This is a genomic window from Rhizobium sp. BK538 (assembly GCF_014197575.1).
In the GTDB taxonomy this organism is placed as follows: domain Bacteria; phylum Pseudomonadota; class Alphaproteobacteria; order Rhizobiales; family Rhizobiaceae; genus Rhizobium.
Map to the genome: position 1 here is coordinate 22,103 of NZ_JACIFT010000018.1, position 23,140 is coordinate 45,242.

Annotated in this window: 21 protein-coding genes and 1 pseudogene; all 22 read left to right on the forward strand. The window is 61.3% G+C overall.

Annotated elements, in window-relative coordinates:
* Positions 1-211 precede the first annotated feature (211 nt).
* Positions 212-1,243 (forward strand): Atu2307/SP_0267 family LLM class monooxygenase, encoded by a 1,032-nt coding sequence (locus FHX09_RS21340; protein ID WP_184450587.1) that lies wholly within the window; start codon positions 212-214, stop codon positions 1,241-1,243.
* Positions 1,244-1,280: 37 nt separating this feature from the next.
* Positions 1,281-1,716, forward strand: a pseudogene (locus FHX09_RS21345) (LysR family transcriptional regulator).
* Positions 1,717-1,878: 162 nt separating this feature from the next.
* Positions 1,879-2,814, forward strand: coding sequence for a pirin family protein (locus FHX09_RS21350; RefSeq protein WP_184450588.1), 936 nt, complete (start codon positions 1,879-1,881; stop codon positions 2,812-2,814).
* Positions 2,815-2,903: 89 nt separating this feature from the next.
* A complete protein-coding gene (locus tag FHX09_RS21355; protein ID WP_183722661.1) occupies positions 2,904-3,191 on the forward strand; it encodes a GNAT family N-acetyltransferase in 288 nt (95 codons plus the stop codon).
* A 116-nt stretch (positions 3,192-3,307) separates the two neighbouring features.
* Positions 3,308-3,649, forward strand: a complete 342-nt coding sequence (locus tag FHX09_RS21360; protein WP_183722659.1) for a hypothetical protein — start codon at positions 3,308-3,310, stop codon at positions 3,647-3,649.
* A 515-nt stretch (positions 3,650-4,164) separates the two neighbouring features.
* A complete protein-coding gene (locus FHX09_RS21365) occupies positions 4,165-5,193 on the forward strand; it encodes a substrate-binding domain-containing protein (RefSeq protein ID WP_183722657.1) in 1,029 nt (342 codons plus the stop codon).
* Between the two features lie 196 nt (positions 5,194-5,389).
* Complete coding sequence (locus FHX09_RS21370) at positions 5,390-6,916, forward strand: sugar ABC transporter ATP-binding protein (RefSeq protein WP_184450589.1); 1,527 nt, start codon at positions 5,390-5,392, stop codon at positions 6,914-6,916.
* A gap of 16 nt (positions 6,917-6,932) precedes the next feature.
* The gene (locus tag FHX09_RS21375; protein WP_037081824.1) at positions 6,933-7,922 is read left to right on the forward strand and encodes an ABC transporter permease; all 990 of its coding nucleotides are present in this window, start codon (positions 6,933-6,935) and stop codon (positions 7,920-7,922) included.
* A gap of 1 nt (position 7,923) precedes the next feature.
* Positions 7,924-8,931: a sugar-binding transcriptional regulator gene (locus FHX09_RS21380; RefSeq protein ID WP_183722651.1), complete on the forward strand. Its 1,008-nt coding sequence runs from the start codon at positions 7,924-7,926 to the stop codon at positions 8,929-8,931.
* Positions 8,928-9,923, forward strand: a complete 996-nt coding sequence (locus FHX09_RS21385) for an aldo/keto reductase (protein WP_183722649.1) — start codon at positions 8,928-8,930, stop codon at positions 9,921-9,923. The genes FHX09_RS21380 and FHX09_RS21385 overlap by 4 nt, the downstream gene beginning before the upstream one ends.
* Positions 9,924-9,935: 12 nt before the next feature.
* Positions 9,936-11,684 carry a glycerol-3-phosphate dehydrogenase/oxidase gene (locus FHX09_RS21390; protein ID WP_184450590.1) on the forward strand — a complete coding sequence of 583 codons (1,749 nt, stop codon included), beginning with the start codon at positions 9,936-9,938 and terminating at the stop codon, positions 11,682-11,684.
* Positions 11,657-12,499 carry a class I fructose-bisphosphate aldolase gene (locus FHX09_RS21395; RefSeq protein ID WP_132593235.1) on the forward strand — a complete coding sequence of 281 codons (843 nt, stop codon included), beginning with the start codon at positions 11,657-11,659 and terminating at the stop codon, positions 12,497-12,499. Before FHX09_RS21390 ends, FHX09_RS21395 begins: the two co-directional genes overlap by 28 nt.
* 103 nt (positions 12,500-12,602) lie before the next feature.
* A complete protein-coding gene (locus FHX09_RS21400; RefSeq protein WP_132593237.1) occupies positions 12,603-14,132 on the forward strand; it encodes an FGGY-family carbohydrate kinase in 1,530 nt (509 codons plus the stop codon).
* An 8-nt stretch (positions 14,133-14,140) separates the two neighbouring features.
* Positions 14,141-15,754: a GMC family oxidoreductase gene (locus tag FHX09_RS21405; protein ID WP_184450613.1), complete on the forward strand. Its 1,614-nt coding sequence runs from the start codon at positions 14,141-14,143 to the stop codon at positions 15,752-15,754.
* A 409-nt stretch (positions 15,755-16,163) separates the two neighbouring features.
* Entirely contained in the window at positions 16,164-16,457 is a 294-nt protein-coding gene (locus FHX09_RS21410) for a DUF1330 domain-containing protein (protein ID WP_184450591.1), read from the forward strand.
* A gap of 58 nt (positions 16,458-16,515) precedes the next feature.
* Entirely contained in the window at positions 16,516-17,247 is a 732-nt protein-coding gene (locus FHX09_RS21415; RefSeq protein WP_184450592.1) for an SDR family oxidoreductase, read from the forward strand.
* Between the two features lie 66 nt (positions 17,248-17,313).
* Entirely contained in the window at positions 17,314-17,613 is a 300-nt protein-coding gene (locus tag FHX09_RS21420; RefSeq protein ID WP_132593305.1) for an Atu4866 domain-containing protein, read from the forward strand.
* A gap of 95 nt (positions 17,614-17,708) precedes the next feature.
* Positions 17,709-18,632, forward strand: a complete 924-nt coding sequence (locus tag FHX09_RS21425) for an AraC family transcriptional regulator (protein WP_183722641.1) — start codon at positions 17,709-17,711, stop codon at positions 18,630-18,632.
* A 155-nt stretch (positions 18,633-18,787) separates the two neighbouring features.
* Complete coding sequence (locus tag FHX09_RS21430; protein WP_184450593.1) at positions 18,788-19,537, forward strand: SDR family oxidoreductase; 750 nt, start codon at positions 18,788-18,790, stop codon at positions 19,535-19,537.
* A 72-nt stretch (positions 19,538-19,609) separates the two neighbouring features.
* Positions 19,610-20,161, forward strand: coding sequence for a flavin reductase family protein (locus FHX09_RS21435; RefSeq protein WP_132593245.1), 552 nt, complete (start codon positions 19,610-19,612; stop codon positions 20,159-20,161).
* Positions 20,162-20,520: 359 nt separating this feature from the next.
* On the forward strand, positions 20,521-21,156 hold the full coding sequence (locus FHX09_RS21440) for a response regulator (RefSeq protein ID WP_132593247.1): 636 nt from the start codon (positions 20,521-20,523) through the stop codon (positions 21,154-21,156).
* Between the two features lie 247 nt (positions 21,157-21,403).
* On the forward strand, positions 21,404-23,140 hold the full coding sequence (poxB, locus tag FHX09_RS21445; RefSeq protein ID WP_132593249.1) for a ubiquinone-dependent pyruvate dehydrogenase: 1,737 nt from the start codon (positions 21,404-21,406) through the stop codon (positions 23,138-23,140).

Consider the following 23,140-nt stretch of genomic DNA (forward strand, 5'->3'; position numbering starts at 1 on the left):
CTGGGATGGCGGAATCTCGAATTGATGTCACCGTAAAGGCCCCAAAGTCGAGCCTCGCCATCCCGACTCAAGCGAGTTCACGCTTGGCCCAGCCGTCCACCGACGCGAAAGATGCGCCTGCGACCACCGTGACGGCGACAATCTGAGGGCGGAAATGAAACTGGCCAGGTAGCGACGACAACGAACCGCGCAATCAACTTAAGGACCAAGCATGGAAATTGGTATCGACAGTTTCGCAGCCATCCTTCCTGATCCGAAAACGGGTAAGCGCCCGTCACCGTCGGATCGCATGGCCGAGCTTATCGAGGAGGTCGTGGTCGCAGATCGCGTCGGGCTCGACGTATTTGGTATTGGAGAGCATCACCGCAGTGAGTTTCTCGACTCCGCCCCGGCCGTCATTCTGGCCGCGGCCGCGGCCCGCACCTTCCGCATCCGATTGACGAGTGCGGTCACGGTTCTCAGCGCTGCCGATCCGGTGCGTGTTTTCCAGGAATTCGCAACCCTCGACCTGATTTCCAAGGGTCGTGCGGAGCTCGTGGTCGGCCGCGGATCCTTCATCGAGGCCTACGCGCTGTTCGGCCTTGATACGCGTCACTATGACGAGCTCTTCGCCGAAAAGCTCGACCTGTTTCTCAAGCTTTGCGAGACGAGAGATATCACCTGGGAAGGCCGCTTCCGGCCGCCACTCAAAGGGCAAGGCGTCTTTCCGCGCCCACATCAAACGCGGCTTCCAGTCTGGATCGGAGTTGGCGGTTCGCCGGAATCCTTCGCACGCGCCGGTGTACTTGGCCTTCCTTTGATGGTGGCGATCATCGGCGGCAGCTTCGAACGTTTCCGCCCGCTTGTCGATCTCTATCGCGAAACCGGACAACGCGCCGGGCATGATCCGGAAAAACTCAAGGTGGGAGTCCATGCGATGGGCTTTGTCGGCGAGACCGATTTGGCTGCAAAGGATGCCTTCTTCCCCGGATGGGCGTATCTGACGACGAAGATCGGCAGTGAGCGCGGCTGGTCGCCACCGACGCGCCAGCAATTCGAGCTCATGGCGGGTCCTGACGGCGCATTCCTGGTCGGCGAGCCGAAAGCCGTTGCCGCTAAGATGCAGCAGGCAAGCGAAACGCTCGGCGGCCTTTGGCGCATCACCTTCCAGATGAGTACCGCTTCGCTTGATACGGAAGCGATGAAGCGCTCGATCGAACTTCTGGGCACCGAGGTCGCTCCAATCATCAGGGCGGCGCCCTAGGTCGGGTCTCGACGGTGTCGCAACGGAGGAATGCCAAATGGACATCGAAGATCTGCGAGTGTTCGTCGAGGTTGCCGATTCGGGAGGCATCACTTCGGCCGCGCGCAGGCTGGGGGTTTCCAAGTCGATGGTCAGCCGTGCACTCACCAGAATCGAGGGGGCGGCGATTCATGGATGGCGAGAAAATCATCACCGTGCAGCCGCAGGGCCGCTTCAGGACCGACACCGGCATGGCGCTTGCGAGCGCAGCCGCTGAGGGGCTGGGCATTGCCTGGCTCCCTGATTGCGTCACCCGCGACTATCTCGCTTCAGGGGCTCTCGTTCCGATCATGACACGTTTTCCGCTACCGGTCGGCGGGGTCTATGTCGTACGGCCTCCCAGCCCGCATCCATCCCGAAAAGTGCGGGTTCTCTCGGAGTTTCTGATCGAATCCTTTGAGAATGACACGCATTTTTGGGGCTCCGGGAGTTGATGCCGCGGACAGCGTGTTCCGCTTTCCGCGACACAGTGTAGCGTTTCCCAAACCTAGTCGCGGGTGCTGTCGCTTTCTAGTTTCGGTGGCGGCTTTGGCCGACCGGGCAGCAGAACGAGAGCCCTGCAGGGTCTACCCCGCAGACTGAAGAGGAGAAGATGCATGAGTTGGAACCCCGCAATTGCGCCAGCCTGTCCTGAAGAGGTCGGCCTGGATGCGATCGACTCTCTCATCATTCCACGTTCGCGCGACCTCGGTGGCTTTGAAGTTCGGCGCGCCTTGCCTGCGCCGAAGCGTCAGATGGTTGGCCCGTTCATCTTCTTCGATCAGGTCGGGCCTGCGGAACTTCTGACTGGTCAGGGCATCGATGTTCGACCGCACCCCCATATAGGACTCGGCACCGTCACTTATCTTTATCGCGGTGAATTCCATCATCGCGACAGCACAGGCGCCGACCAGATCATTCGCCCCGGAGCTCTGAACTGGATGGTCGCGGGCCGGGATGTCTCCCATTCCGAGCGCACTACGCCAGAAGGCCGCAGCGGTCCGCAAAGGCTGCTGGGGATCCAAACCTGGGTAGCGCTTCCCGACAGCCATGAGGATATGGCGCCGATGTTCGAGCATCATGGGACACAGGCCTTGCCGGTGATCGAGGATCGCGGCGTCACCGTTCGGCTTATCCTGGGAAATGCCTATGGCAGGGTCGCTCCCGCGAGGATGTTTTCCGAGACCTTCTATGCCGATGTCAGGCTGGAAGCAGGTGCTCGCCTGCCCATGCCGGACAATCACGAGGATCGGGGGATCTATATCGTCGAGGGTTCGATCTCGATCGCTGGCCAAGACTTCGAAGCGCCGCAGATGATGGTGTTTCGTCCCGGTGACAGGATCACGGTGACCGCTGGCGGCCAAGGTGCAAGGCTGATGGCCCTCGGCGGCGCGACACTCCCAGGACCGCGTTACATCTGGTGGAACTTCGTGGCCTCTTCCAAGGAGCGTATCGAAGAGGCCAAGGCTGAATGGCGTGCCCAGAACTGGGGGAAGGGGCGTTTCGATCTCCCGCTTGACGACAGGGATGAGCACATCCCTTTGCCCGAGTAATTTTTGCTGATCGGCTTCAATTAAGAGGATCATCTAGGGATGGGTCAGGTCGGCACGTTAGCCACTGGATTGATGACGCAGGAAATGGATTGAGCCAAGAGGTTGAGCGCGAAGATGGCGCGTCCAAGGGACGCTACCGGATCGTTGTTGATGGGCACGAAGCCGAAATGACATACAGTCGTGCGGGTCAAAAACTGATCATCATCGACCACACAGATGTTCCTGCCGCGCTGCGTGGCCGAAAAATCGGTAAGCAATTGGTCCGCCAGGCGGTAGAAGATGCCAGGCGGGGAGGGATCATGATCATCCCGCTTTGCCCATTCGCGAAAGCGCAGATAGAGCGCCATACGGAGTGGCAGGATGTTCTGAGCAAGTGAATAGATTCTGCCGGCCAATGAAATAGAGGCGGCAGAAAGGACTGCTATGCAGAGAAACACATTTTTGTTCCAGGAGGCGGAGCAGGCCCTGCAAGCTGCTGCCGATGAGGTGAGCAATGGCCGAAAACACCCCTGATCCAACTTTGGCGGAGCGCCAGGTCGCCGATGTCATCGCTCGCGCCGACAGGAAGCTGGCTGCCGCGGTTTCGCGAGCCCTGGAGAAATCGACCGAGATCGCCGCAGCGGAAATGCAAGCCATCGGCCAAGAAGATGCTGCGCCGGCAATGCAATATTTTGCGGCAATTGTTCATCAGCGAATGTATTGTCTCATGTGTGGGGCAGACCCGGATACGTTTGAAGGGGGAGACCCTGAAACTGCCTACCACGTCATTCGCAACTCCCAGAATATCGCCAGGCATTATTGGTCAGCAGACGTTGAGCCTTACCCAGCGAAATAGCGGTGGATCATCCATCGACATCCAGCACCGCGCTATCATGGCATCGGCGGCACCTGTAGTTGCCGATCAACTCGGCGCTAAGAGAAATCCATTTTGCGACGTTGAGGAGGAGCTGGCCGCGTCGGTGATCGCTGATCCAGGTCAGATTCATAGATAATCGGGAATCGCGGCGGCCTGTTATCCGCGGCAATTCTGCCAACGCATCCTATCCGCAACATATGCACCCGACCCGCCCGCTTGACCGCGAGGGGTTTGATCAGGACTTGATTGACTTCGGGCCAAGTGATCTCTTTTCCATGGGGAGTGAATAGCGGCCGGCGGCTTGGAATGTATTCAGTCCGTTTCGCTTATCTATGAAATATATTTCATTCAGTGAATTATATTGACATACATTTCGTCTTCGCCTTTATTGTTCTCATCGGACTTCGAGGAGGAAGTTCGGTTTCAACGCGATCAGCGGCGTCGACGTGACGCCCTCAGGCTTTTGGGAGGGGCTTCGGCCTCGAGGAGGAATTTTGCGCAAATTTATCAGCTCGACCGCCATGGTGGTCCTTGCAGCAACGCTTTTTACCGGCACGGCATCCGCGGAAACGGACAATCCGTTCCGCTGCAAGCCTGGTGAAAAATACGTCATGAACGTCATGGTCTCGGGCGTGGAATACTGGTTCCCGGTCTATGAAATGTTCAAGCAGGCAGGCCAGCAGCTCGGCTGCGAAACCGAATATACCGGCACGCCGGAATATGACGTCAACAAGCAGATCGCCACCTTCGACCAGGCTCTGGCCCAGAATCCGGCTGGCATCCTCGTCCATCCGATGAACTCCGATCCGTTCATCGAGCCGATCAACCGCGCCATCGAGCAGGGCACTGCCGTCGTCACGTTTGCCGCCGACTCGCCGCTTTCCAAGCGCGTCTCGTTTATCACCTCGGACAACACCCGCGAAGGCATCTATGCCGCCGACGTAATCGCCGAGAAGCTGGGTGGCAAGGGCGAATATGCAGTTCTGGAAAATCCGGGCCAGGACAATCACGACAAGCGCATCGCGGCCTTCATCGGCCGTATGAAAGAAAAGTGGCCGGACATGAAGCTGGTCGGTCGTGCTGCTTCCAACCAGGACCCGACCAAGGCCTATCAGGGGCTTTCAAGCATCATCCAGGCCAATCCGAATCTCGGCGCGGTCTTCATGCCGGAAGCGAACTCCGCGATCGGCGCCTCACAGGCGTCCAAGGAAAACGGCGGCAAGGTTCTTGTCATGTGCGCCGACGTCAACGCCAACATTCTCGACATGATCAAGGCTGGTGAAGTCTTCGGCTCGATCAACCCGAACCAGGGCATGCAGGGTTACATGGGCTTCATGCTGTTGTGGCTTTCCAAGCATCCGGAACTGATCGACCCGATGAACGACGCCAAGCGCTCGGGCTTCAACCCGATGAGCATCCCGGTGGTCGATAATGGTCTTTCGATCGTCACTGCCGAAAATGCCGACGACTTCTATTGGGATAAGTACCTGAAGCGCCGCGGCACGAAGGGTATCGAGGAATAAGGGCATCGGCCTTTGTCCCCTTCTCCACGGCGGGGAGAAGGTGGCCCGGAGGGCCGGATGAGGGGGATGGCTGGTTCTGAACTTGCCACACTCCCCCTCATCGCTTTGCAAGCGAGGCACTGCTCCCCGCCGGGCAGAAGAGACAGATTATCACAGCCACTCGATCCGGGACCGGCTATGAATAAGGAAAATGAAGATGGCGGAGCCGGTGCTCACCATTCAAGGTATGACCAAGCATTTCGGGGCGATCCGGGCGCTGACGGATGTCAACTTCACGCTCGAGCGCGGCGAAGTCCATGCGCTCTGCGGCGAAAATGGCGCCGGAAAGTCGACGCTGATGAACATCATCGCTGGCGTCCTGCAGCCGACCGACGGCGAAATCCGCGTCGATGGAAAACCCGTCCGCATCGCTTCACCGGCTGCCGCGCAGGCGCTCGGCATTGGTCTGGTGCATCAGGAAATCGCGCTCTGCCCTGATGCGACGGTGGCCGAGAATATGTTCATGGCCGCGACCAGTCGCCGGCGTTCCCCTTTCATGAATTACGGTGCTCTGGAGCGCGATGCCCAGCGGGTGATGAACCGGCTGGCTGCCATCGACGTCCGCCAGAAGGTCGCGGATCTGCCGATTTCCAGCCAGCAGCTTGTCGAGATCGCCAAGGCGCTGACGCTCGACTGCCGCGTGCTCATTCTGGACGAGCCGACCGCAGCGCTTACCGAAACCGAGGCGCAGCAGCTCTTCTCCATCATCCGCGACCTCAAGGCGAACGGCATCTCGATCATCTATATCAGCCACCGCATGGCCGAGATCTTCAGCCTCTGCGACCGCGTGACCGTCTTTCGTGACGGCCGGTATGTCTGCACCGACAAGATCGACGATGTCACGGCCGATGATGTGGTGCGCCGCATGGTTGGCCGCGAGATCACCCAGCTCTATCCGGAAAAGCTCGGGGCCGAAGACGCCTCCAGCGAAACCATCCTCGAAGTGGATGGCCTCGGCGATGGCGCTCGATTCCATGATGTCAGCTTCGATCTGCGCCGGGGTGAAATCCTCGGCATCGGTGGCCTGATCGGCTCCGGCCGCACGGAGATCGCCGAAGGCATTTGCGGGCTTCGCACACATACGGCTGGCGAAGTCCGCCTGCATGGCAAGCCGCAGGCGATCCGAGCCTATGCGGATGCGGTCAAGACGGGCATCGTCTATCTGTCGGAAGACCGCAAGGGGGCCGGCATCTTTCTGGAAATGTCGATTGCCCAGAACATCTCGGTGCTGAACTTGAAGGCGCTCACTAACCATGCGGGCCTGCTGAACGGCCGTGCCGAGGCGGCGCTGGCGGAGGATTTCGCGCGGCGGCTTGCCGTGCGCATGGGCGGCGTCGAGGCGCCGGTGAAGTCGCTGTCCGGTGGCAACCAGCAGAAGGTGGCGATCGCCAAGCAGCTTGCGGTGAAGCCCAAGGTGATTCTGATGGACGAGCCGACGCGCGGCATCGATGTCGGCGCCAAGACCGAAATCCATCGGCTGCTGCGCGATCTCGCGCGCTCAGGCATCGGCATCGTCGTCATCTCATCGGAAATGCCGGAATTGCTCGGACTTTGCGACCGCGTGCTGGTCGTCCGGGAGGGACGTCTTGCCGGCGAGCTTGGCCCGGAAGACATGACGGAAGAAGCCGTGATCCGCCTTGCATCGGGGATTAGTGCGGCAAGGACGGCATATCATGCCGCGTAAGGAGGGAGAAACGGGAATGGCAATCGACACGATGGCGGCGGACATGCCGAAGACGGGGCACTGGAAACGCATCGGCACCATGCGCGAAGCGGGGTTGATCGCGATCATCCTGACGCTCTGCGTGATCATGAGCTTTGCCTCGCCGCACTTTCTCACGCTCGGCAACTTCCGCGCCATGCTGATGAGCTTTTCGGTGGAAGGCATCGTCGTCGTCGGCATGACAATCCTGCTCATCGTCGGCGGTATCGATCTCGCGGTCGGCTCCGTCGTCTGCTTTGCCATGGTGCTCTCCGGCTCGCTTTTCCTTGCCGGGCTCGATCCGTGGACGGCCTCGCTGATCGGCATTCTCGCCAGCGGCGCCATTGGGGCGATCATGGGGTTCTTCGTGACGGTGGTAGGGCTCAACCACTTCATCACCTCGCTTGCCGGCATGGTGATCGTGCGCGGGCTTTGCCTGGTCATCACCAAGGGCACGCCGCTGTCGCTCTTCACGCTGCCGGCAGGCTTCAAGGTTGTCGGGCAAGGCACCTTCTACGGCGTTCCCTATGTGATCCTGATCTTCGTCGCCGTCGTCATCCTGTTTGATTTCCTGCTGCGCCGGGCAACGGCCTTCCGCAAGGTGTTCTATACCGGCAGCAACGAGAAGGCGGCGCTCTATTCCGGCATCCGCACCAACCAGGTGAAGTTCTGGGTGACGGTTCTGTGCTCGACGCTCGCCGGTGTCGCAGGCGTCATCTATATGTCCCGCTTCGGTGCCGCGACGCCCACTTTCGGCGTCGGCATGGAGTTGAACATCATCGCTGCGGCGGTCATCGGCGGCGCTTCGCTGAACGGCGGCTCGGGTACGATCTTCGGTGCCATCCTCGGCATCGCGCTGCTCTCGGTCGTCACCTCGTCGCTGATCCTGCTCGACGTTTCCGTCTATTGGCAGGACATGATCAAAGGCTGCATTCTGCTCGCTGCCGTCTCCATCGACCATTTTCTGCACAAGCGGAAGGCCGCCTGATATGCCGATTGCCAGACTGAAACCCAAGACAATTGCGCCGCGCGAGGAAATCGTCATCGCGCGCCAGATGCACCAGGCGCTCGTGCTGCACTTTCTCGAAGGTTTGACGCAGTCGCAGATTGCCGACCAGCTCCGCATCTCGCACGCCACCGTGAACCGGTTGATCAAGCGCGGCCGCCAACTCGGCCTCGTCGAAATCAAGATCAAGTCGCCGGTCGAACCGCTGGTGGATATGGAAGAACGCCTGCTGGCACTCGGCGGCATCGGTCGTGCCGTGGTGGTGCCGACCGTTTCCGATAATCCGCAGACGGCGCTGCAAGCGGTTGGGGAGGCGGCAGCACGGCTGCTGCTGGAGGAAATCGCGGATGGCGACACGATCTGCATCACCGGCGGCAAGGGTGTCGGCGCCGTCGTCGCCGGCCTGCAGCCCGCTCGCCGCTTCGATGTCGAGGTGATCCCGGCGACCGGCTGCGTGCAGGGCAAGCACTATACCGACGTCAACCACGTCTCGACCCTGATGGCAGACCAGCTCGGTGGACGCTCCTATCAGATCCATGCGCCGCTCTTTGCCGATGATGCCGAGCAGCGGGACATGCTGATCAATATGCGCGCCGTCGCCGATGTCTTCCAGCGGGCGCGGGAGGCCAAGATTGCGGTGGTCGGCATCGGCTCGATCCTCAGCGCAGATTCGACCTATTACGATCTGCACCCCTCCTCCAGCGAGGACCGCAAGGCCATCGAGCATTCCGGTGCGAGCGCGGAACTGCTCGCTCATCTGCTCGATGGCGAGGGCCGGGTCTGCGACTACAGTCTCAACCGAGTACTCGTTTCTCTGACGCTGGAAGAGTTCGCCTCGATCCCGACGAAGATCGGCGTAGCAAGCGGCCTCAACAAGGCCAGCTCGATCCTGAGCGTGCTGCGAGGCAACCACCTCGATACACTCGTCACCGACGAGGCGACCGGGGCACGCATTCTTGAAATAGCATCCGAGGAAGGGTTTTCGGCATGAGCAGCGAACAGTTGATCCGCGAGATCGGCCGCTCCGGCATCAAGGCGTCTGCCGTCGGGCTCGGCACCTGGGCGATCGGCGGCTGGATGTGGGGCGGAACCGACGAGGCGCAATCCATAGCCGCCATTCAGGCCTCGCTCGATGCTGGCGTGACCCTCATTGACACGGCGCCGGCCTATGGTCTCGGCCGCTCGGAAGAGATTGTCGGCAAGGCGATTGCCGGGCGCCGCGACAAGGCCGTCATCGCCACCAAATGCGGCCTTGTCTGGCATACGCGCAAGGGCAATCACTTCTTCGATCAGGACGGCAAACCGGTTCACCGCTATCTCGGGCGCGACTCGATCATCCATGAGGTGGAGGAAAGCCTGCGCCGGCTCGGCACGGATTACATCGATCTCTACATCACCCACTGGCAGGACGCGACGACGCAGATCGAGGAGACGGTGCGGGCTCTGGAAGAGCTGAAGGCAGCCGGCAAGATCGGCGCCATCGGCGCCAGTAATGTCGATCGCTGCGAGCTTCAGCAATACATCAGCACCGGATCGCTCGATGCGATCCAGGAGCGGTTCAGCATGATCGATCGCGAGGTCGAGGCCGGCCTGCTGCCGCTCACCGTTCAAAATGGCGTGTCGACGCTCAGCTATTCTTCGCTGGCGCTCGGCCTGCTCTCCGGCACCATCGAACCGGACCGCGTCTTTTCGGGTGATGACCAGCGCAACGACAACCCGCGCTTCTCCGTCGCCAACCGGCAGAAGGCGAAGGCGTTTTCCGAGGCGATCCGGCCGGTCGCGGAGCGGCATGAGGCGAGCATCGCGCAGCTGGTGATCGCCTGGACGCTGGCGCAGCCCGGCGTGACCTTTGCCCTCTGTGGCGCGCGAAACCCGGCGCAGGCGCTCGACAATGCGCGGGCCGGAACACTCAGGCTCACTGCGGAAGAACTTTCGGCCATCGACGCGGCGCTGGCTGCGAAACTGGCCAACATGGACGGATAACAGGCTGTCATCATGAACCGTGAAGAGACATTGGACGGGCTCCGCAAGAGCCCGAAGGTGGACGTGTGCGTCCTCGGCGGCGGCATCAACGGGCTCAGCGTCTTTCGTGAGCTTGCGCTGCAGGGTGTGAACGTGTTGCTCGTCGAGAGGGGCGATTATTGCTCGGGTGCCAGTGCAGCGCTGTCGCGCATGGTGCATGGCGGCCTGCGCTATCTCGAAAATGGCGAGTTCAGCCTTGTCCGCGAATCGCTGGCTGAGCGTGACCGGCTGCTGCGCAACGCGCCGCATTACGTCGCGCCGCTGCCGACCACCGTTCCGATCTTCGATGTCTTCTCCGGCCTCGGCAACGGCATCGTGCGTTTCCTCGGCCTCACCCGCCGCCCGAGCCGCCGGGGCGCCATCACCATCAAGGCAGGGCTCGGCATCTATGATTTCCTGACCCGCAAGCGCGCATTGATGCCGAAGCATCAGTTTCGCGGTCGGCGCAGCACGCTTGCCAAATGGCCTGCGCTCAATTCCGCGATCCGCAATTCCGCCACCTATTACGACGCCTGGGTCAGTCACCCGGAGCGCATCGGTGTCGAGATCTTGCGCGACGGGCTCTCTGCTGGCCCGAATGCCGCTGCTTTGAATTACGCAGCGATCGAGCAAGCCCCGGCCGGAGGTTTCCTCCTGCGCGACCACGTCTCCGGCGAGGTGCTGACGATCAAGCCGTCTCTCATCATCAACGCCACCGGCGGCTGGATCGATATTGTCAACGGCGCGCTCTTTCCGGAGGATGCACGGCCCGCGCCGCTGATGGGCGGTACGAAGGGCTCGCACTTGATCATCGATCATCCCGGCCTGCGCGACATGCTCGACGGCCACATGATCTATTACGAGAACGAGGACGGACGCATCTGCATCCTGTTTCCCTATCTCGGCAAGGTGCTGGTCGGTTCGACGGATATCCGGGTGGACGACCCTGGAACCGTGCGCTGCGAGGCAGATGAACGGGATTATATCCTGCAATCGCTCGCCTTCGTGTTGCCGGGCATCGTCATTCGGCCGGAACAGATTGTCTTCCAGTTTGCGGGCGTGCGGCCGTTGCCCGCCAGCAACGACAGTTTTACCGGCCGCATTCCGCGCGATCATTTCTGCACGATGCTTGAAGGCAGCGATGGCGGTCCCCCGGTGCTCTGCATGATCGGCGGCAAGTGGACGACTTTCCGTTCCTTCGGGGAACTCGCTGCCGACATGGCGCTGGAACGGCTTGGCTTGCCGCGCCGGCTGGATACAGCCGAACGCACGTTCGGGGGAGGGCGCGGCTTTCCTGATGATCGCGATGACTGGCTGCGGCAACTTTCGGCCACGACTGGCCTTGCCGCCGATCGTGTCGCCACGCTCTTTACACGCTATGGCACCGATGCCGCCGAGATCGCCCGCTTTATTTCCGTGGGTGCGGATCAAGCCTTGCCCCACGCCGGCTACAGCGCCCGCGAACTTATCCATCTCATCCGCTCTGAGGCAGTCGAGCATCTGGATGATCTGCTGCTGCGGCGAACGACACTGGCCGTCAGCGGCGAGCTTTCGCTTGATGTTGCAGATGTCGCCCTTGCCATCCTCGCCGCCGAGAAGGGCTGGCCACCCCAGCGCACGGCCGAAGAGCGCGCCCGTTTTCTGACCCTCCTGAACGACCGCCACGGCGTTTCGGAGGAAAACCTTTCCGCGAGGAACGAACAAAGGAGTGAAGTATGCGAGACATCAGCAAGGTCCGGATGAACCGGCTGTTCGGCAACGGCCGTTGCCTGGATGTGGCGATCGATCATGGCGTTTGTAACGAGCCGTCTTTTCTCGACGGGCTGGAAAATATGCCGGTCGTTGTGAAGGCGTTGGTCGATGCGAAGCCCGATGCGATCCAGATGAATTACGGCCAGGCCGACCTTCTGCAGGACCTGCCCGGCAAGGACAAGCCGGCGCTGGTCATGCGCATCGACATGGGCAACCCCTACAACCGCTTCCGTCACCGGGATATGTGGGCCGTGCTGCAGAACGAGGCCGAGCCGCTGATCGGCGCGCTGCAGATGGATGCTGCCTGCGTCGTCGTCAATCTGTTCATGCTGCCGGACGAGCCCGATCTCTTCCGCCAGTGCGTTCAGAACATTGCCCGCGTCCGCGCCGACTGCGAGAAATACGGCATGCCGCTGATGATCGAACCGCTGGTGATGCAGCCGCTAACCGAGCGCGGCGGCTATATGGTCGATGGCGATGCTGAGAAGATCGTGACGCTGACGCGACTTGCCCGCGAAATGGGCGCCGATATCGTCAAGGCCGACCCGACGACCAACGCGGAGGACTTCCACCGCGTGGTTGAGGCAGCGCGCTGCCCGGTGCTTGTGCGCGGCGGCGGCAAGGAAGCCCTGTCCGCCGTCTTCGCCAAATCCGCCGCCTTGATGCGGCAGGGCGCGATGGGCATGGTCTACGGACGCAATATCTATCAGCATGCCAATCCGAGCGCCGTCGTGCGCGGTCTGATGGCGATCATCCATGAGGACAAGAGTGGCCAGGAGGCGCTTGCGCTTTATCAGCAGGGATGAAGTTGGGTTTCCTCTTCTCCCCAACGGGGAAAAGAGGGTATCGGCGCTGGGCCTTCGGCCCGAACCGCGCAAGACTGTCAGAACCTTTTGGGAGGGGTTCGGAATGGAAAAATATCTGTTGGGGCTCGATGCCGGAAACACCGTCATCAAGGCCGTGATCTTCGATCTTAAGGGCAGGGAGGTGGCCTATGCCGGCGAGGAGGGCCATAGCCGCATGCCGTGCCCCGGTCATGTGGAGCGCGATCTCGGCGAACTCTGGGCCAATGCCAAACGGGTGATCCGCACCTGCCTCGACAAAGCGGGCATTGCTGCCAAGGATATCGCGGCCATCGGCTGCGCCGGCCATGGTAACGGGCTCTATGCGCTCGATCGCGACGGCCAGCCGCTTCTCGGCATCCAGTCGCTCGATACGCGCGCGACCGGGCTTGTTGAGGAATGGGCGGCCGAAGGGGTTGGCGACCGCACAGTGCCGATCGCTCGCCAGCGCCCCTGGCCCTCCCAAACGCCGACGCTGCTCGCCTGGCTGAAACGCCATCGTCCCGAGCTTTTCCAGCGCATCGGCACGGTGTTCTTCTCCAAGGATTTCGTCGTCAACCGGCTGACGGGAAACCGTGTCAGCGAGGTTTCCGACATGTCAGGCGCCGGCTTGCTGGATCTCGCCGCCCGCCGCTACGACAGAACGCTGATGGCGGCCTACGGGCTTGCCGACAGCATGCATATGCTGCCACCGTTGATCGAAAGCACCGATATCGCAGGGCATGTAACAGAAGATGTGGCGACCGAGACCGGGCTTGCTGCGGGCACGCCGGTTGTTGGCGGGCTGTTCGATGTTGTGGCGTCGGCGCTCGGCTCGGGCGTGTCGCGCACCGGCACCGCCTCGATCATCGCCGGCACCTGGAGCATCAATCAGGTGATCATCGACTGCCCCGACCTTGAGGGCCCGGTTTTCATGTCCTCCACCTTCGACCGCAGCCGCTACATGGCGATGGAAAACAGCGCCACGTCGGCCGCCAATCTCGAATGGCTGGTGCGGGAATTCTTCGAGGACGAGCATCAGGAGGGCGTCTCGCCCTTCGACGCGGCTTGCGCGCTCGCGGCTGCGGTCGCGCCGGTTGCGGATGATCCGCTCTATCACCCCTATCTCTATGGCGCCCAGCAGGATGGCCATGCGCGGGCCGGTTTCTATGGCATGGCTGGCTGGCACACCAAGGGGCATCTGATCCGCGCACTTCTGGAAGGTGTCGCCTTCAGTCATCGTCAGCATATCGAGACCATCCGCAAGGCGGGTGCGACCTTCGAGGAGGCGGTGCTCTGCGGCGGTGGCTCGCGCAGCAGGCTCTGGCCGCAGATTTTTGCGGATGTATTGGGCGTTCCCGTCACCGTTGCTGTGTCGCGGGAGACCGGGGCGCTAGGGGCGGCGATTGCGGCCGGGACGGGTGTCGGGTTGTTTGCCGATTTCACCGAAGGAGCCACCGCCATGGTGCGGACCGATCGGCATTATCAGCCCAATGCTGTGCTTTCGGCCCACTACGCCCGTCGTTACGGACTTTACAACGATATTAAAGAGGCGATGACACCGCTGTGGCGGCGGCTTTCGGAGGCGCAAAGTCTCGCAAAAGGAGTTGCAGTGTGACCATGCCCATGAATGAAGCGCTTATGGATGAAGGTGTTTACGATTTCATCGTCGTCGGTGCGGGGTCGGCCGGTTGCGTCCTGGCAAACCGGCTCTCGACGGATCCGAAAAACCGGGTGCTGCTGCTCGAGGCCGGCGGCTCGGATCGGTATCACTGGGTGCATGTGCCGATCGGTTACCTCTATTGCATGGGCAATCCGCGCACCGACTGGATGATGAAGACGGCAGCCGAGGCCAGCCTCAATGGCCGGACGCTCAATTATCCGCGCGGAAAGGTGCTCGGCGGCTGCTCCTCGATCAACGGCATGATCTACATGCGCGGGCAGGCGGCGGATTACGACGGCTGGCGGCAGGCAGGCAATGCCGGTTGGGGCTGGGATGACGTGCTGCCCTGGTTCCTGAAATCGGAGGACAATTATCGCGGAAAATCGGCCTTGCACGGGGCCGGAGGCGAGTGGCGCGTCGAACGCCAGCGCCTGTCCTGGCCGATCCTCGATGCCTTTCGCGATGCGGCCGAGGAACTCGGTATCCGCAAGAGCGACGATTTCAACGACGGCGACAATGAAGGGTCCGGCTATTTCGAGGTCAATCAGAAGGGCGGCCTGCGCTGGAACACGACGAAAGCCTTCCTGCGCCCGGCGATGAAGCGGGAGAACCTGCGCGTGCTGACGGGCGCGCAGACCGAGCGGCTGGAATTTGATGGCGAGGCTGTATCCGGCGTGCGCTTTCGCCTCAATGGCCGCGCCTGCGTCGCCCGCGCGTCGCGCGAGGTCATTCTGTCTGCGGGTTCGATCAACTCGCCGAAAATTCTGGAGCTTTCGGGCGTCGGGCGACCGGATGTGCTGTCGAGCCTCGGCATTCCCCTGCATCATGAGCTTCAGGGTGTCGGCGAAAACCTGCAAGACCATCTGCAGATCCGAACCGTCTTCAAGATCGAGGGCGCGCGCACGCTGAACCAGCTTTACCATAACCTGTTTACCCGTGCCGGAATGGGTTTGCAGTATGCGATCAGCCGTTCCGGTCCGCTCTCGATGGCGCCAAGCCAGCTCGGGATCTTCGCCAAAAGCGATCCGTCCGTCGCTACCGCCGATCTCGAATATCACGTCCAGCCGCTCAGCACCGACCGGCTCGGCGAGCCGCTGCATCGTTATCCTGCCGTGACTGTCTCTGTCTGCAACCTCCGGCCGGAAAGTCGCGGCACGGTGCATATAACGACACGTGATGCCTCGGCCGCCCCTGAAATTCGTCCCAATTATCTTTCGACCCCGGGCGACCGGCTGCTCGCGGCAAATTCGATCCGTCATGCGCGCAGCCTGATGGAAACGAAGGCTATCTCCCGTTTTCGACCGCAGGAGATGCTGCCGGGCCGGGAATATCAGAGCGATGACGAGTTGATCCGGCGTGCAGGTGATATCGCCACCACGATCTTTCATCCTGTCGGCACCTGCAGGATGGGAAGCGATCCGATGGCGGTGGTGGATGCAAAGCTGCGCGTGCACGGGCTTGAGAAGCTGCGCGTCGTCGATGCCTCGATCATGCCGACGATCGTGTCCGGCAATACGAACTCCCCGGTGATCATGATTGCGGAAAAGGCAGCGGAGATGGTGCTGAGGATGCAATAGCCGGACGATGTTTTCTTCCATCCGACTAGACGTCCGGGAGCATCTACGGGTACCCCAGATGTTCAAGTTCAGCGCTATGCCAATGGTCAACGTGCCGCACACATCTGTCGAAATGCAGACCTTTTTCAAGTCCCTGTGTGATCAGGCCCCCGCAACCACGCCATAGTAGCCAAATCTACGATACACTGCGCGAGAGCGCCATAATCAACCCCGCTAAATCCCCGTTAGAAAATACAAAATCTAAAATCGACAGGTGCAAAGCCGCAGCAGGGCGGCGCGATGCGTCGTGTGTAGTATGCGCAAGATCCCGACGGCTTGCGCAAGCCGGCAGGAGAGGTCCGCCGGCGATGGGCCTAGGTTCAGTGTACCCATCCGGATTGGATGAGGTCGTAACAAACAGGAACCACCCATGTCAGCCTACCTCGTTGTCGATCTCGACATTCAAGACCATGATGCAATTGCCGATTACCGCTCCAATGCCCTGCCGCTCGTCGCCGAAGCCGGCGGCCGGCTCATTGCCCTTGATGATGCCCCGCTCCAGCTCGAAGGCTGGGAGGCGACGAACATGCTGATCATCGAATTCCCCGACATGCAGGCAATCCGCGATCTTTTCGCCTCGCGGGCCTATGCGCCTCTCGCAAGGCAAAGACAGTCTGCGGCGGCTTCGCGGATCATCGCCCTGCGCGGCTTCGAGCCGGCGTGACGATCGTCTGCGGCTGCGCGCCGCCTGAGCATCGCAACTTCAAAAAAGGATCAATCCGATGAGCAATATCGCAAACAAGATCGTTCTCGTCACGGGCGCCAGCAGCGGCATCGGCGAGGCGACAGCGCGCGCCCTTGCCAAGGCCGGCGCCGTCGTCGTGCTCGGCGCACGGCGCACCGAGCGCCTCGAAACGCTGGCGGCCGAGATCACTGCTGCCGGCGGTAAGGCGCTCTACCGAAGCCTCGACGTTACGTCTCGCGCGGATGTCCAGGCCTTTGCCGATGCCGCGCTTGAGGCTTTCGGCCGCATTGATGTCATCGTCAACAATGCCGGCGTCATGCCGCTTTCGCCGATGGCATCGCTGAAGGTGGGCGAGTGGGACCGGATGGTCGATGTCAACATCAAGGGCGTGCTTTATGGCATCGCCGCCGTGTTGCCGGCAATGAACCGGCAGGGTGCCGGGCAGGTGATCAATGTCTCCTCCGTCGGCGGCCTCAGCGTTTCGCCGACGGCCGCCGTCTATTGCGCCACCAAATATGCGGTGCGGGCGATTTCCGACGGGCTGCGGCAGGAGAACGACCGGCTCCGGGTGACCTGCGTCTATCCGGGCGTCGTAGAGTCGGAACTGGCCCATTCGATCACCGATCCCGTCGCCGCCGAAGCGATGGTCGCCTATCGCCGGATCGCCCTGAAGCCGGAGACAATCGCCGAGGCGATCGTCCATGTGATCGGCCAGCCCGAGGATGTCGATACCAGCGAAATCGTCATCCGGCCCACCGCTAGCATATGAGCGGAGGCTGGGATGGCAAACGGTTTTGGAGTTGCAACGGCGAGCCTTACCGCGATGCTGCTTGGCATGGCTCCTGCCCAGGAAGGATATTCCCCGATGAAAACGACCGCACCAGACCAGACGCATCCCTATGCCGGCATGTGGATCACCGCGGACGGCCTCATTCGCCACAACCTGCTGCCGAACGGCCGTTATGACGAGGCGCGTGGCCGCCGGGAAAGCGCCTATCAAGGGCGATACGAGGTTCGCGGCAATCACATCGACTATTGGGACGATACCGGTTTTACTGCCGATGGCGACTTCATCGACGGGGTGCTTCATCATGCCGGCATGATCCTCTACCGTGACGGGAGGACGCCGGAATAGCCAGAAAGTCTTGGTTCTTTCCTTTTCCGTGGCGCTGGATATCCTTGATTCCGGCGCCACATTGGCATGAGGCCAACTATGGGGTGGGAGGTGACATGGCTTTGGACGAACCCTGCCTGCCCGTCCCCGAGCGGACCTCTCCCGTCGGGCTCGAAGACTATATCAGCGGAAACACGCTGATTAGCGGCGACGGGCCGGCGTGGAGGGACGTCTTCGTACAGGTGCTGTCGCGCCACCGTGTTCAGCATCCCTTCCTGGTGCCCGCCGTGGCCGAGCCGCTCATTGTCTGGATCATGTCCGGCCGTGCGGTTGTCGAGGAGCGGGATCTCGGCGGCGAATGGATGGCAAACCGCGTCGAGGTCGGCGATTTCTTCCTGACCTGCTCGCCGGTTCCCTATGAAATGCGCTGGCAGGCCGATGGCGATCAATCCTTTCGCGTGATGCACCTTTACGTTTCCGTGCCGCTGTTTGAGCGGGTCGTCGAGGCGATGTTCGGCAAGGACGGCGGGAACGTGACGCTGAAGGAGGTGTCGGGCGGCCGCGACGCGACGCTTTCGCATATCCTCGGTCTCCTCCACGAGGAACTGGCAGCCGATGGCGGTGGCAGCCCGCTTTACGTCGAAGGGCTGGCCCAAAGCCTTGCCGTCCATCTCGTGCGCCACTATGCGGTCGCCAATACCGAGATGCGTGCGCAGAACGCCTTGCCCGGCACAAAGCTCAGGCGCGCGATCGCTTTCATGGAGAACCGGCTGGAAGAACCGTTCGACCTCGGCCGCCTGGCGCAGGAGGTCGGCATCAGCGAATTCCACTTCAGCCGGCTGTTCAAGAAAGCGACCGGTCTTCCCCCCTCGCACTATTTCATCCGGCAGCGGGTCGCCAAGGCCCAGCAACTGCTGCAGGAGACCGAAGCCAGCATCATCGAGATCGGCCTTTCGGTAGGCTATTCCAGCCCCAGCCATTTCGCCCAGATTTTCCGCCGCGAAACGGGGCTCTCGCCGAGCGACTATCGGAGGGGGTAGGCTCAGTTGGCGTCGTGAGTAGAAAATGGAGCAAGATCCCGATAGCCGTGGCAAGCCGCCGAGGGAGGGATCCGTCCGGATTTCTTAGAGTTCTTCTTGTCGAAAGCGAATCTCTCCACCTCCGGAGCGCTTTTCAAGCAACAAGGAGACAGATCATGACGAATATCAACGGCAAAGTCGCACTGGTCACCGGTGCATCGAGCGGCATTGGCGCAGCAACGGCACTTGCCCTCGCCGCCGCCGGCGTAAAGGTCGGCATCGCCGCACGGCGCACCGATCGTCTGGAAGAGCTGAAGGCTGAAATCATAAAAAAGGGTGGCGAAGCCCTGGCCATCGAGATGGACGTCGTCGATCCGGCTTCCATCGAAGCAGGCGTGAAGGAGCTGGTCGATGCCTCTGGCTCGATCGACATTCTTTTCAACAATGCCGGCCTGATGCCGCTTTCCGACATCGACCAGTTCAAGACGACCGAATGGCTTCGCATGGTCGACGTCAACGTGAAGGGCCTCTTGAACACGACGGCGGCCGTGCTGCCGCAGATGATCAAGCAGCATTCTGGCCACATCTTCAACACTTCCTCGATCGCCGGCCGCAAAGTCTTCAAGGGACTGTCGGTCTATTGCGCGACAAAGCATGCAGTGACCGCTTTCTCCGACGGCCTGCGCATGGAGGTCGGCCAGAAGCACAACATCCGCGTCACCTGCATCCAGCCCGGCGCGGTCGCGACCGAACTTTATGACCAGATCACCGATCCAGGCTACCGCCAGCAGATGGACGATCTCGCCAAGCAGATGACCTTCCTCCAAAGTGCCGACGTGGCCGACACGATCGTGTTTGCGGCTCAGGCGCCGGCCCACGTCAACGTGGCCGAGCTCTTCGTCCTGCCGGTCGAACAGGGCTGGTAAGCATCCATCACCAACATCGTGATGTCGGCCTTCCCGTGAGGAACGGGGAGGCCGAGGATCAGGGAGTTTCCCATGAAGGAAGTACCTGCCTCCGGGGCCTTTCGTCAGCTTGAACCGGGTCCGATCGTGCTCGTGACGACCAGCCATGAAGGCACACCCAACGTCATGACGATGGGGTTCCACATGATGATCCAGCATGCACCGCCGCTGATCGGCTGCGTCATCGGTCCCTGGGATCATAGCTACCGCGCTTTGAGAGCGACCGGCGAATGCGTGATCGCCGTCCCGACAATCGATCTTGCAAGGGCGGTCGTCGATATCGGCAATTGCTCGGGTGACACGGTCGACAAGTTCGAGCGTTTCGGCCTGACGCCGCAGCCGGCACGGGCCGTCTCGGCGCCGCTGATCACGGAATGCATTGCAAACATCGAATGCAGGGTGGTCGATACCAGCCTTGTCGAGGCCTATAACCTCTTCATCCTGGAGGCCGAACGGCTGTGGATCGACACGGACCGTAAGGAGCGGCGGACCCTCCATCATCGCGGCGACGGTGATTTCGCCGTCGATGGCGATGTGCTCGATCTCAGCGAGTATATGGTCAAATGGCGTCACCTTCCAAGGTGACGCCATCTGCATTTGACGGTATGGTCCGTTGTTTCCGCGACCGTCCCGCGAAGTCGCACTCCGGTCTCATGGCTTGGAACCAGGTTGGGGGTGTGACAATGCGAAGGATGTCGCCGGAGACACTCGTCCTCGGACGGTGACCTTTGGCTTATGCCAAGGCGCATATTCGGCAGCAGCGCGCCAGGATACCGCCAGGGGCATGATGAGAGCATTAGCTCTTGTTTGTGGCCTTGCGCCGACCTGATGGGGAATGAGGCTGTTCACCTTTATCGGTTGGGACTAAATTTGCCGCAGAGCAGCCACGCAAATCTTGCAACCCGAGCAGGCTCATTGCCTGCCTTTGATCGTGAGCAAAAGTGATGTCGGAAGCGAACGCTACTGTCTTGGTCATCGACGACGATCCCGCTCTGCGAGCCTCGATCGGACGGCTGTTGCGATCGCTCGACCTGGATGCTCGGCTCTTTGCGTCCGTCTCAGAGTTTCTCGAGATGGACCTGCCGAACTGTCCCACTTGCCTGGTACTCGACGTCAGATTGCCGGGGCGAAGCGGCCTCGATCTTCAACGTCAGCTGGCCATGACGAGCCAGGAGATCCCAATCATCTTCATCACAGGCCATGGCGATATTTCCATGTCGGTGCAGGCGATGAAGGGCGGCGCCATTGAGTTCCTGACCAAGCCGTTCCGGGATCAGGAACTCCTCGACGCCATTCAGCTCGGTCTCTCTCGCGATCGTGCCCGGCGGAAGGATGAAGAGGCTCTGGTCGCTCTCAGGGAGCGCTTCGCGTTGCTGAGCCCCAGGGAGCGCGAGATCATGATTCAAGTCGTGCAGGGCCGCCTCAACAAGCAGATTGCGGGGGATATCGGCATCGCCGAAGCGACGGTGAAGGTACACCGCAGCCGTCTGATGCAAAAGATGAACGCCCATTCCCTTCTTGCACTCGGCCGAATGGCCGAAAAGCTGCAACTGGTGCCCGCGTTGCCGCAACACTGCTGAGCCGAAGCCGCACTGAACGGCAGTGGTGTGTTCTTTTGGGATTCGACCTGCCGTTCTTCGCGTGTAATCCAAAGTTCAGGGCAATAGAACCATCGTGCTATTCGGCGCCACCTGCGCACAATAGCTCGCGGCATCTCAAATCATCAAACTCCACGTTACCCCGTCGACCAGCCTCTTGTGCTGCCAGTCGGAGTGCCAGGCAGCGCAAAGCTGCCATCGGCCGTAGACACAACGCTGGAGAGCAACGATGCCAAGAACAGTCGCAGATCAATTTGTCGAGTTCCTCGTTGCGGCGGGGGTCAAACGCGTATACGGCATTGTCGGTGACAGCCTCAACGGCCTGACAGACGCCATCCGGCGTCAGGGCAAAATCGAATGGGTGCACGTTCGGCACGAAGAAGTTGCTGCCTTCGCCGCTGGTGCCGAGGCGCATCTGACCGGTGAACTCGCTGTCTGCGCTGGAAGCTGCGGACCAGGAAACCTGCACCTCATCAACGGGCTCTTCGATTGCCATCGCTCGCGCGTACCGGTGCTTGCGATCGCGGCGCATATTCCTTCAGCGGAAATCGGCTCGGGCTTTTTCCAGGAAACGCATCCGGAGACGCTGTTCAAGGAGTGCAGCCATTACTGCGAACTCGTCTCCACGGCAAACCAGATGCCGCGCTCACTCGAGACCGCCATCCGGCAAGCGGTCGGCAATCGCGGCGTATCAGTGATCGTCATGCCCGGCGACGTATCGCTGCAAGCGGCGTCCGATGCGCCGGCGCCAAAGATCGACGCTCTGTTGCCGCGGCCGCCCGTCGTTACGCCAGCAAATCCGGAGCTCGACCGGCTTGCCGCCCTGCTGAACGGCGACGGCCGTGTGACGATCCTGTGCGGCTCGGGTTGCCAGGGTGCCCACGACGAATTGCTGGCGCTAGGTGCGCGCCTCAAAGCACCGATGGTCCACGCGCTGCGCGGCAAAGAGCATGTCGAGTGGGATAATCCCTACGATGTCGGCATGACCGGCCTCATCGGCTTCTCATCGGGCTATTACGCCATGCTCGATTGCGACATCCTTCTGATGCTCGGGACAGATTTCCCCTATCGGCAATTCTATCCGCGGGGAAGCGGCGTGCGCATCGCGCAAGTCGATATCCGGCCGGAGAATTTGGGCCGTCGCGCTGCGGTCGATCTCGGTGTCGTTGGCGATGTCAAGGCGACCCTTACGGCCTTGTTGCCCCTTCTCGACGAGAAGCGCGATGGCTCTCATCTGGCCCAAGCCCGCCAGCACTACACCAAAGCGCGCAAACAGCTCGACGATCTGGCAACCGGCAAGCCCGGCGGACGAGTGCTGCACCCGCAACAAATTGTCAAGGCGCTGAGCGACCAGGCTGCGGCCGACACGGTCTTTACCTGCGACGTCGGCCTCCCGACCGTATGGGCGGCACGCCATCTTGCGATGAACGGCAAGCGGCGGCTTGTCGGGTCCTTTTGGCACGGGTCCATGGCCAACGCCATGGCTCAGGCCATTGGCGCGCAATCGGCCTTTCCCAAGCGACAGGTTGTCTCACTGTCGGGTGACGGCGGCTTCACCATGCTAATGGGCGATCTCCTCAGCCTTGCGCAGCTCGAGCTGCCGGTGAAGGTCGTCGTCTTCAACAATGGTGCGCTCGGTTTCATTGAGCTCGAGCAGAAATCGACCGGATTCCTTAGCTTCGGGACCGACTTCAAGAACCCGAATTTCGCCGCGATGGCGGAAGCCGTCGGCATCCGCGGAATCCGGATCCAAAGCCCAGACGACGTGGAAGAAGGCGTCGCCGCGGCGCTGGCGCATCCCGGACCAGTGTTGATAGACGCGGTTGTAAGCCGAACCGAGCTCGCAATGCCACCGTCGGTGACCGTCGAAATGGCGAAAGGCTTCACGCTCTACATGCTGCAAGCGGTCATGAGCGGGAAGGCCGATGAGCTCGTCGATCTCGCGAAATCCAATCTCTGGCGTTAG

Excerpts from the sequence above, each read along its gene's own strand:
- FHX09_RS21340 (WP_184450587.1), top strand. The coding sequence starts at position 212 with ATGGAAATTGGTATCGACAGTTTCGCAGCCATCCTTCCTGATCCGAAA.
- FHX09_RS21350 (WP_184450588.1), top strand. The coding sequence starts at position 1,879 with ATGAGTTGGAACCCCGCAATTGCGCCAGCCTGTCCTGAAGAGGTCGGC.
- FHX09_RS21360 (WP_183722659.1), top strand. The coding sequence starts at position 3,308 with ATGGCCGAAAACACCCCTGATCCAACTTTGGCGGAGCGCCAGGTCGCC.
- FHX09_RS21370 (WP_184450589.1), top strand. The coding sequence starts at position 5,390 with ATGGCGGAGCCGGTGCTCACCATTCAAGGTATGACCAAGCATTTCGGG.
- FHX09_RS21375 (WP_037081824.1), top strand. The coding sequence starts at position 6,933 with ATGGCAATCGACACGATGGCGGCGGACATGCCGAAGACGGGGCACTGG.
- FHX09_RS21380 (WP_183722651.1), top strand. The coding sequence starts at position 7,924 with ATGCCGATTGCCAGACTGAAACCCAAGACAATTGCGCCGCGCGAGGAA.
- FHX09_RS21385 (WP_183722649.1), top strand. The coding sequence starts at position 8,928 with ATGAGCAGCGAACAGTTGATCCGCGAGATCGGCCGCTCCGGCATCAAG.
- FHX09_RS21390 (WP_184450590.1), top strand. The coding sequence starts at position 9,936 with ATGAACCGTGAAGAGACATTGGACGGGCTCCGCAAGAGCCCGAAGGTG.
- FHX09_RS21395 (WP_132593235.1), top strand. The coding sequence starts at position 11,657 with ATGCGAGACATCAGCAAGGTCCGGATGAACCGGCTGTTCGGCAACGGC.
- FHX09_RS21400 (WP_132593237.1), top strand. The coding sequence starts at position 12,603 with ATGGAAAAATATCTGTTGGGGCTCGATGCCGGAAACACCGTCATCAAG.
- FHX09_RS21405 (WP_184450613.1), top strand. The coding sequence starts at position 14,141 with ATGAATGAAGCGCTTATGGATGAAGGTGTTTACGATTTCATCGTCGTC.
- FHX09_RS21410 (WP_184450591.1), top strand. The coding sequence starts at position 16,164 with ATGTCAGCCTACCTCGTTGTCGATCTCGACATTCAAGACCATGATGCA.
- FHX09_RS21415 (WP_184450592.1), top strand. The coding sequence starts at position 16,516 with ATGAGCAATATCGCAAACAAGATCGTTCTCGTCACGGGCGCCAGCAGC.
- FHX09_RS21420 (WP_132593305.1), top strand. The coding sequence starts at position 17,314 with ATGGCTCCTGCCCAGGAAGGATATTCCCCGATGAAAACGACCGCACCA.
- FHX09_RS21425 (WP_183722641.1), top strand. The coding sequence starts at position 17,709 with ATGGCTTTGGACGAACCCTGCCTGCCCGTCCCCGAGCGGACCTCTCCC.
- FHX09_RS21430 (WP_184450593.1), top strand. The coding sequence starts at position 18,788 with ATGACGAATATCAACGGCAAAGTCGCACTGGTCACCGGTGCATCGAGC.
- FHX09_RS21435 (WP_132593245.1), top strand. The coding sequence starts at position 19,610 with ATGAAGGAAGTACCTGCCTCCGGGGCCTTTCGTCAGCTTGAACCGGGT.
- FHX09_RS21440 (WP_132593247.1), top strand. The coding sequence starts at position 20,521 with ATGTCGGAAGCGAACGCTACTGTCTTGGTCATCGACGACGATCCCGCT.
- poxB (WP_132593249.1), top strand. The coding sequence starts at position 21,404 with ATGCCAAGAACAGTCGCAGATCAATTTGTCGAGTTCCTCGTTGCGGCG.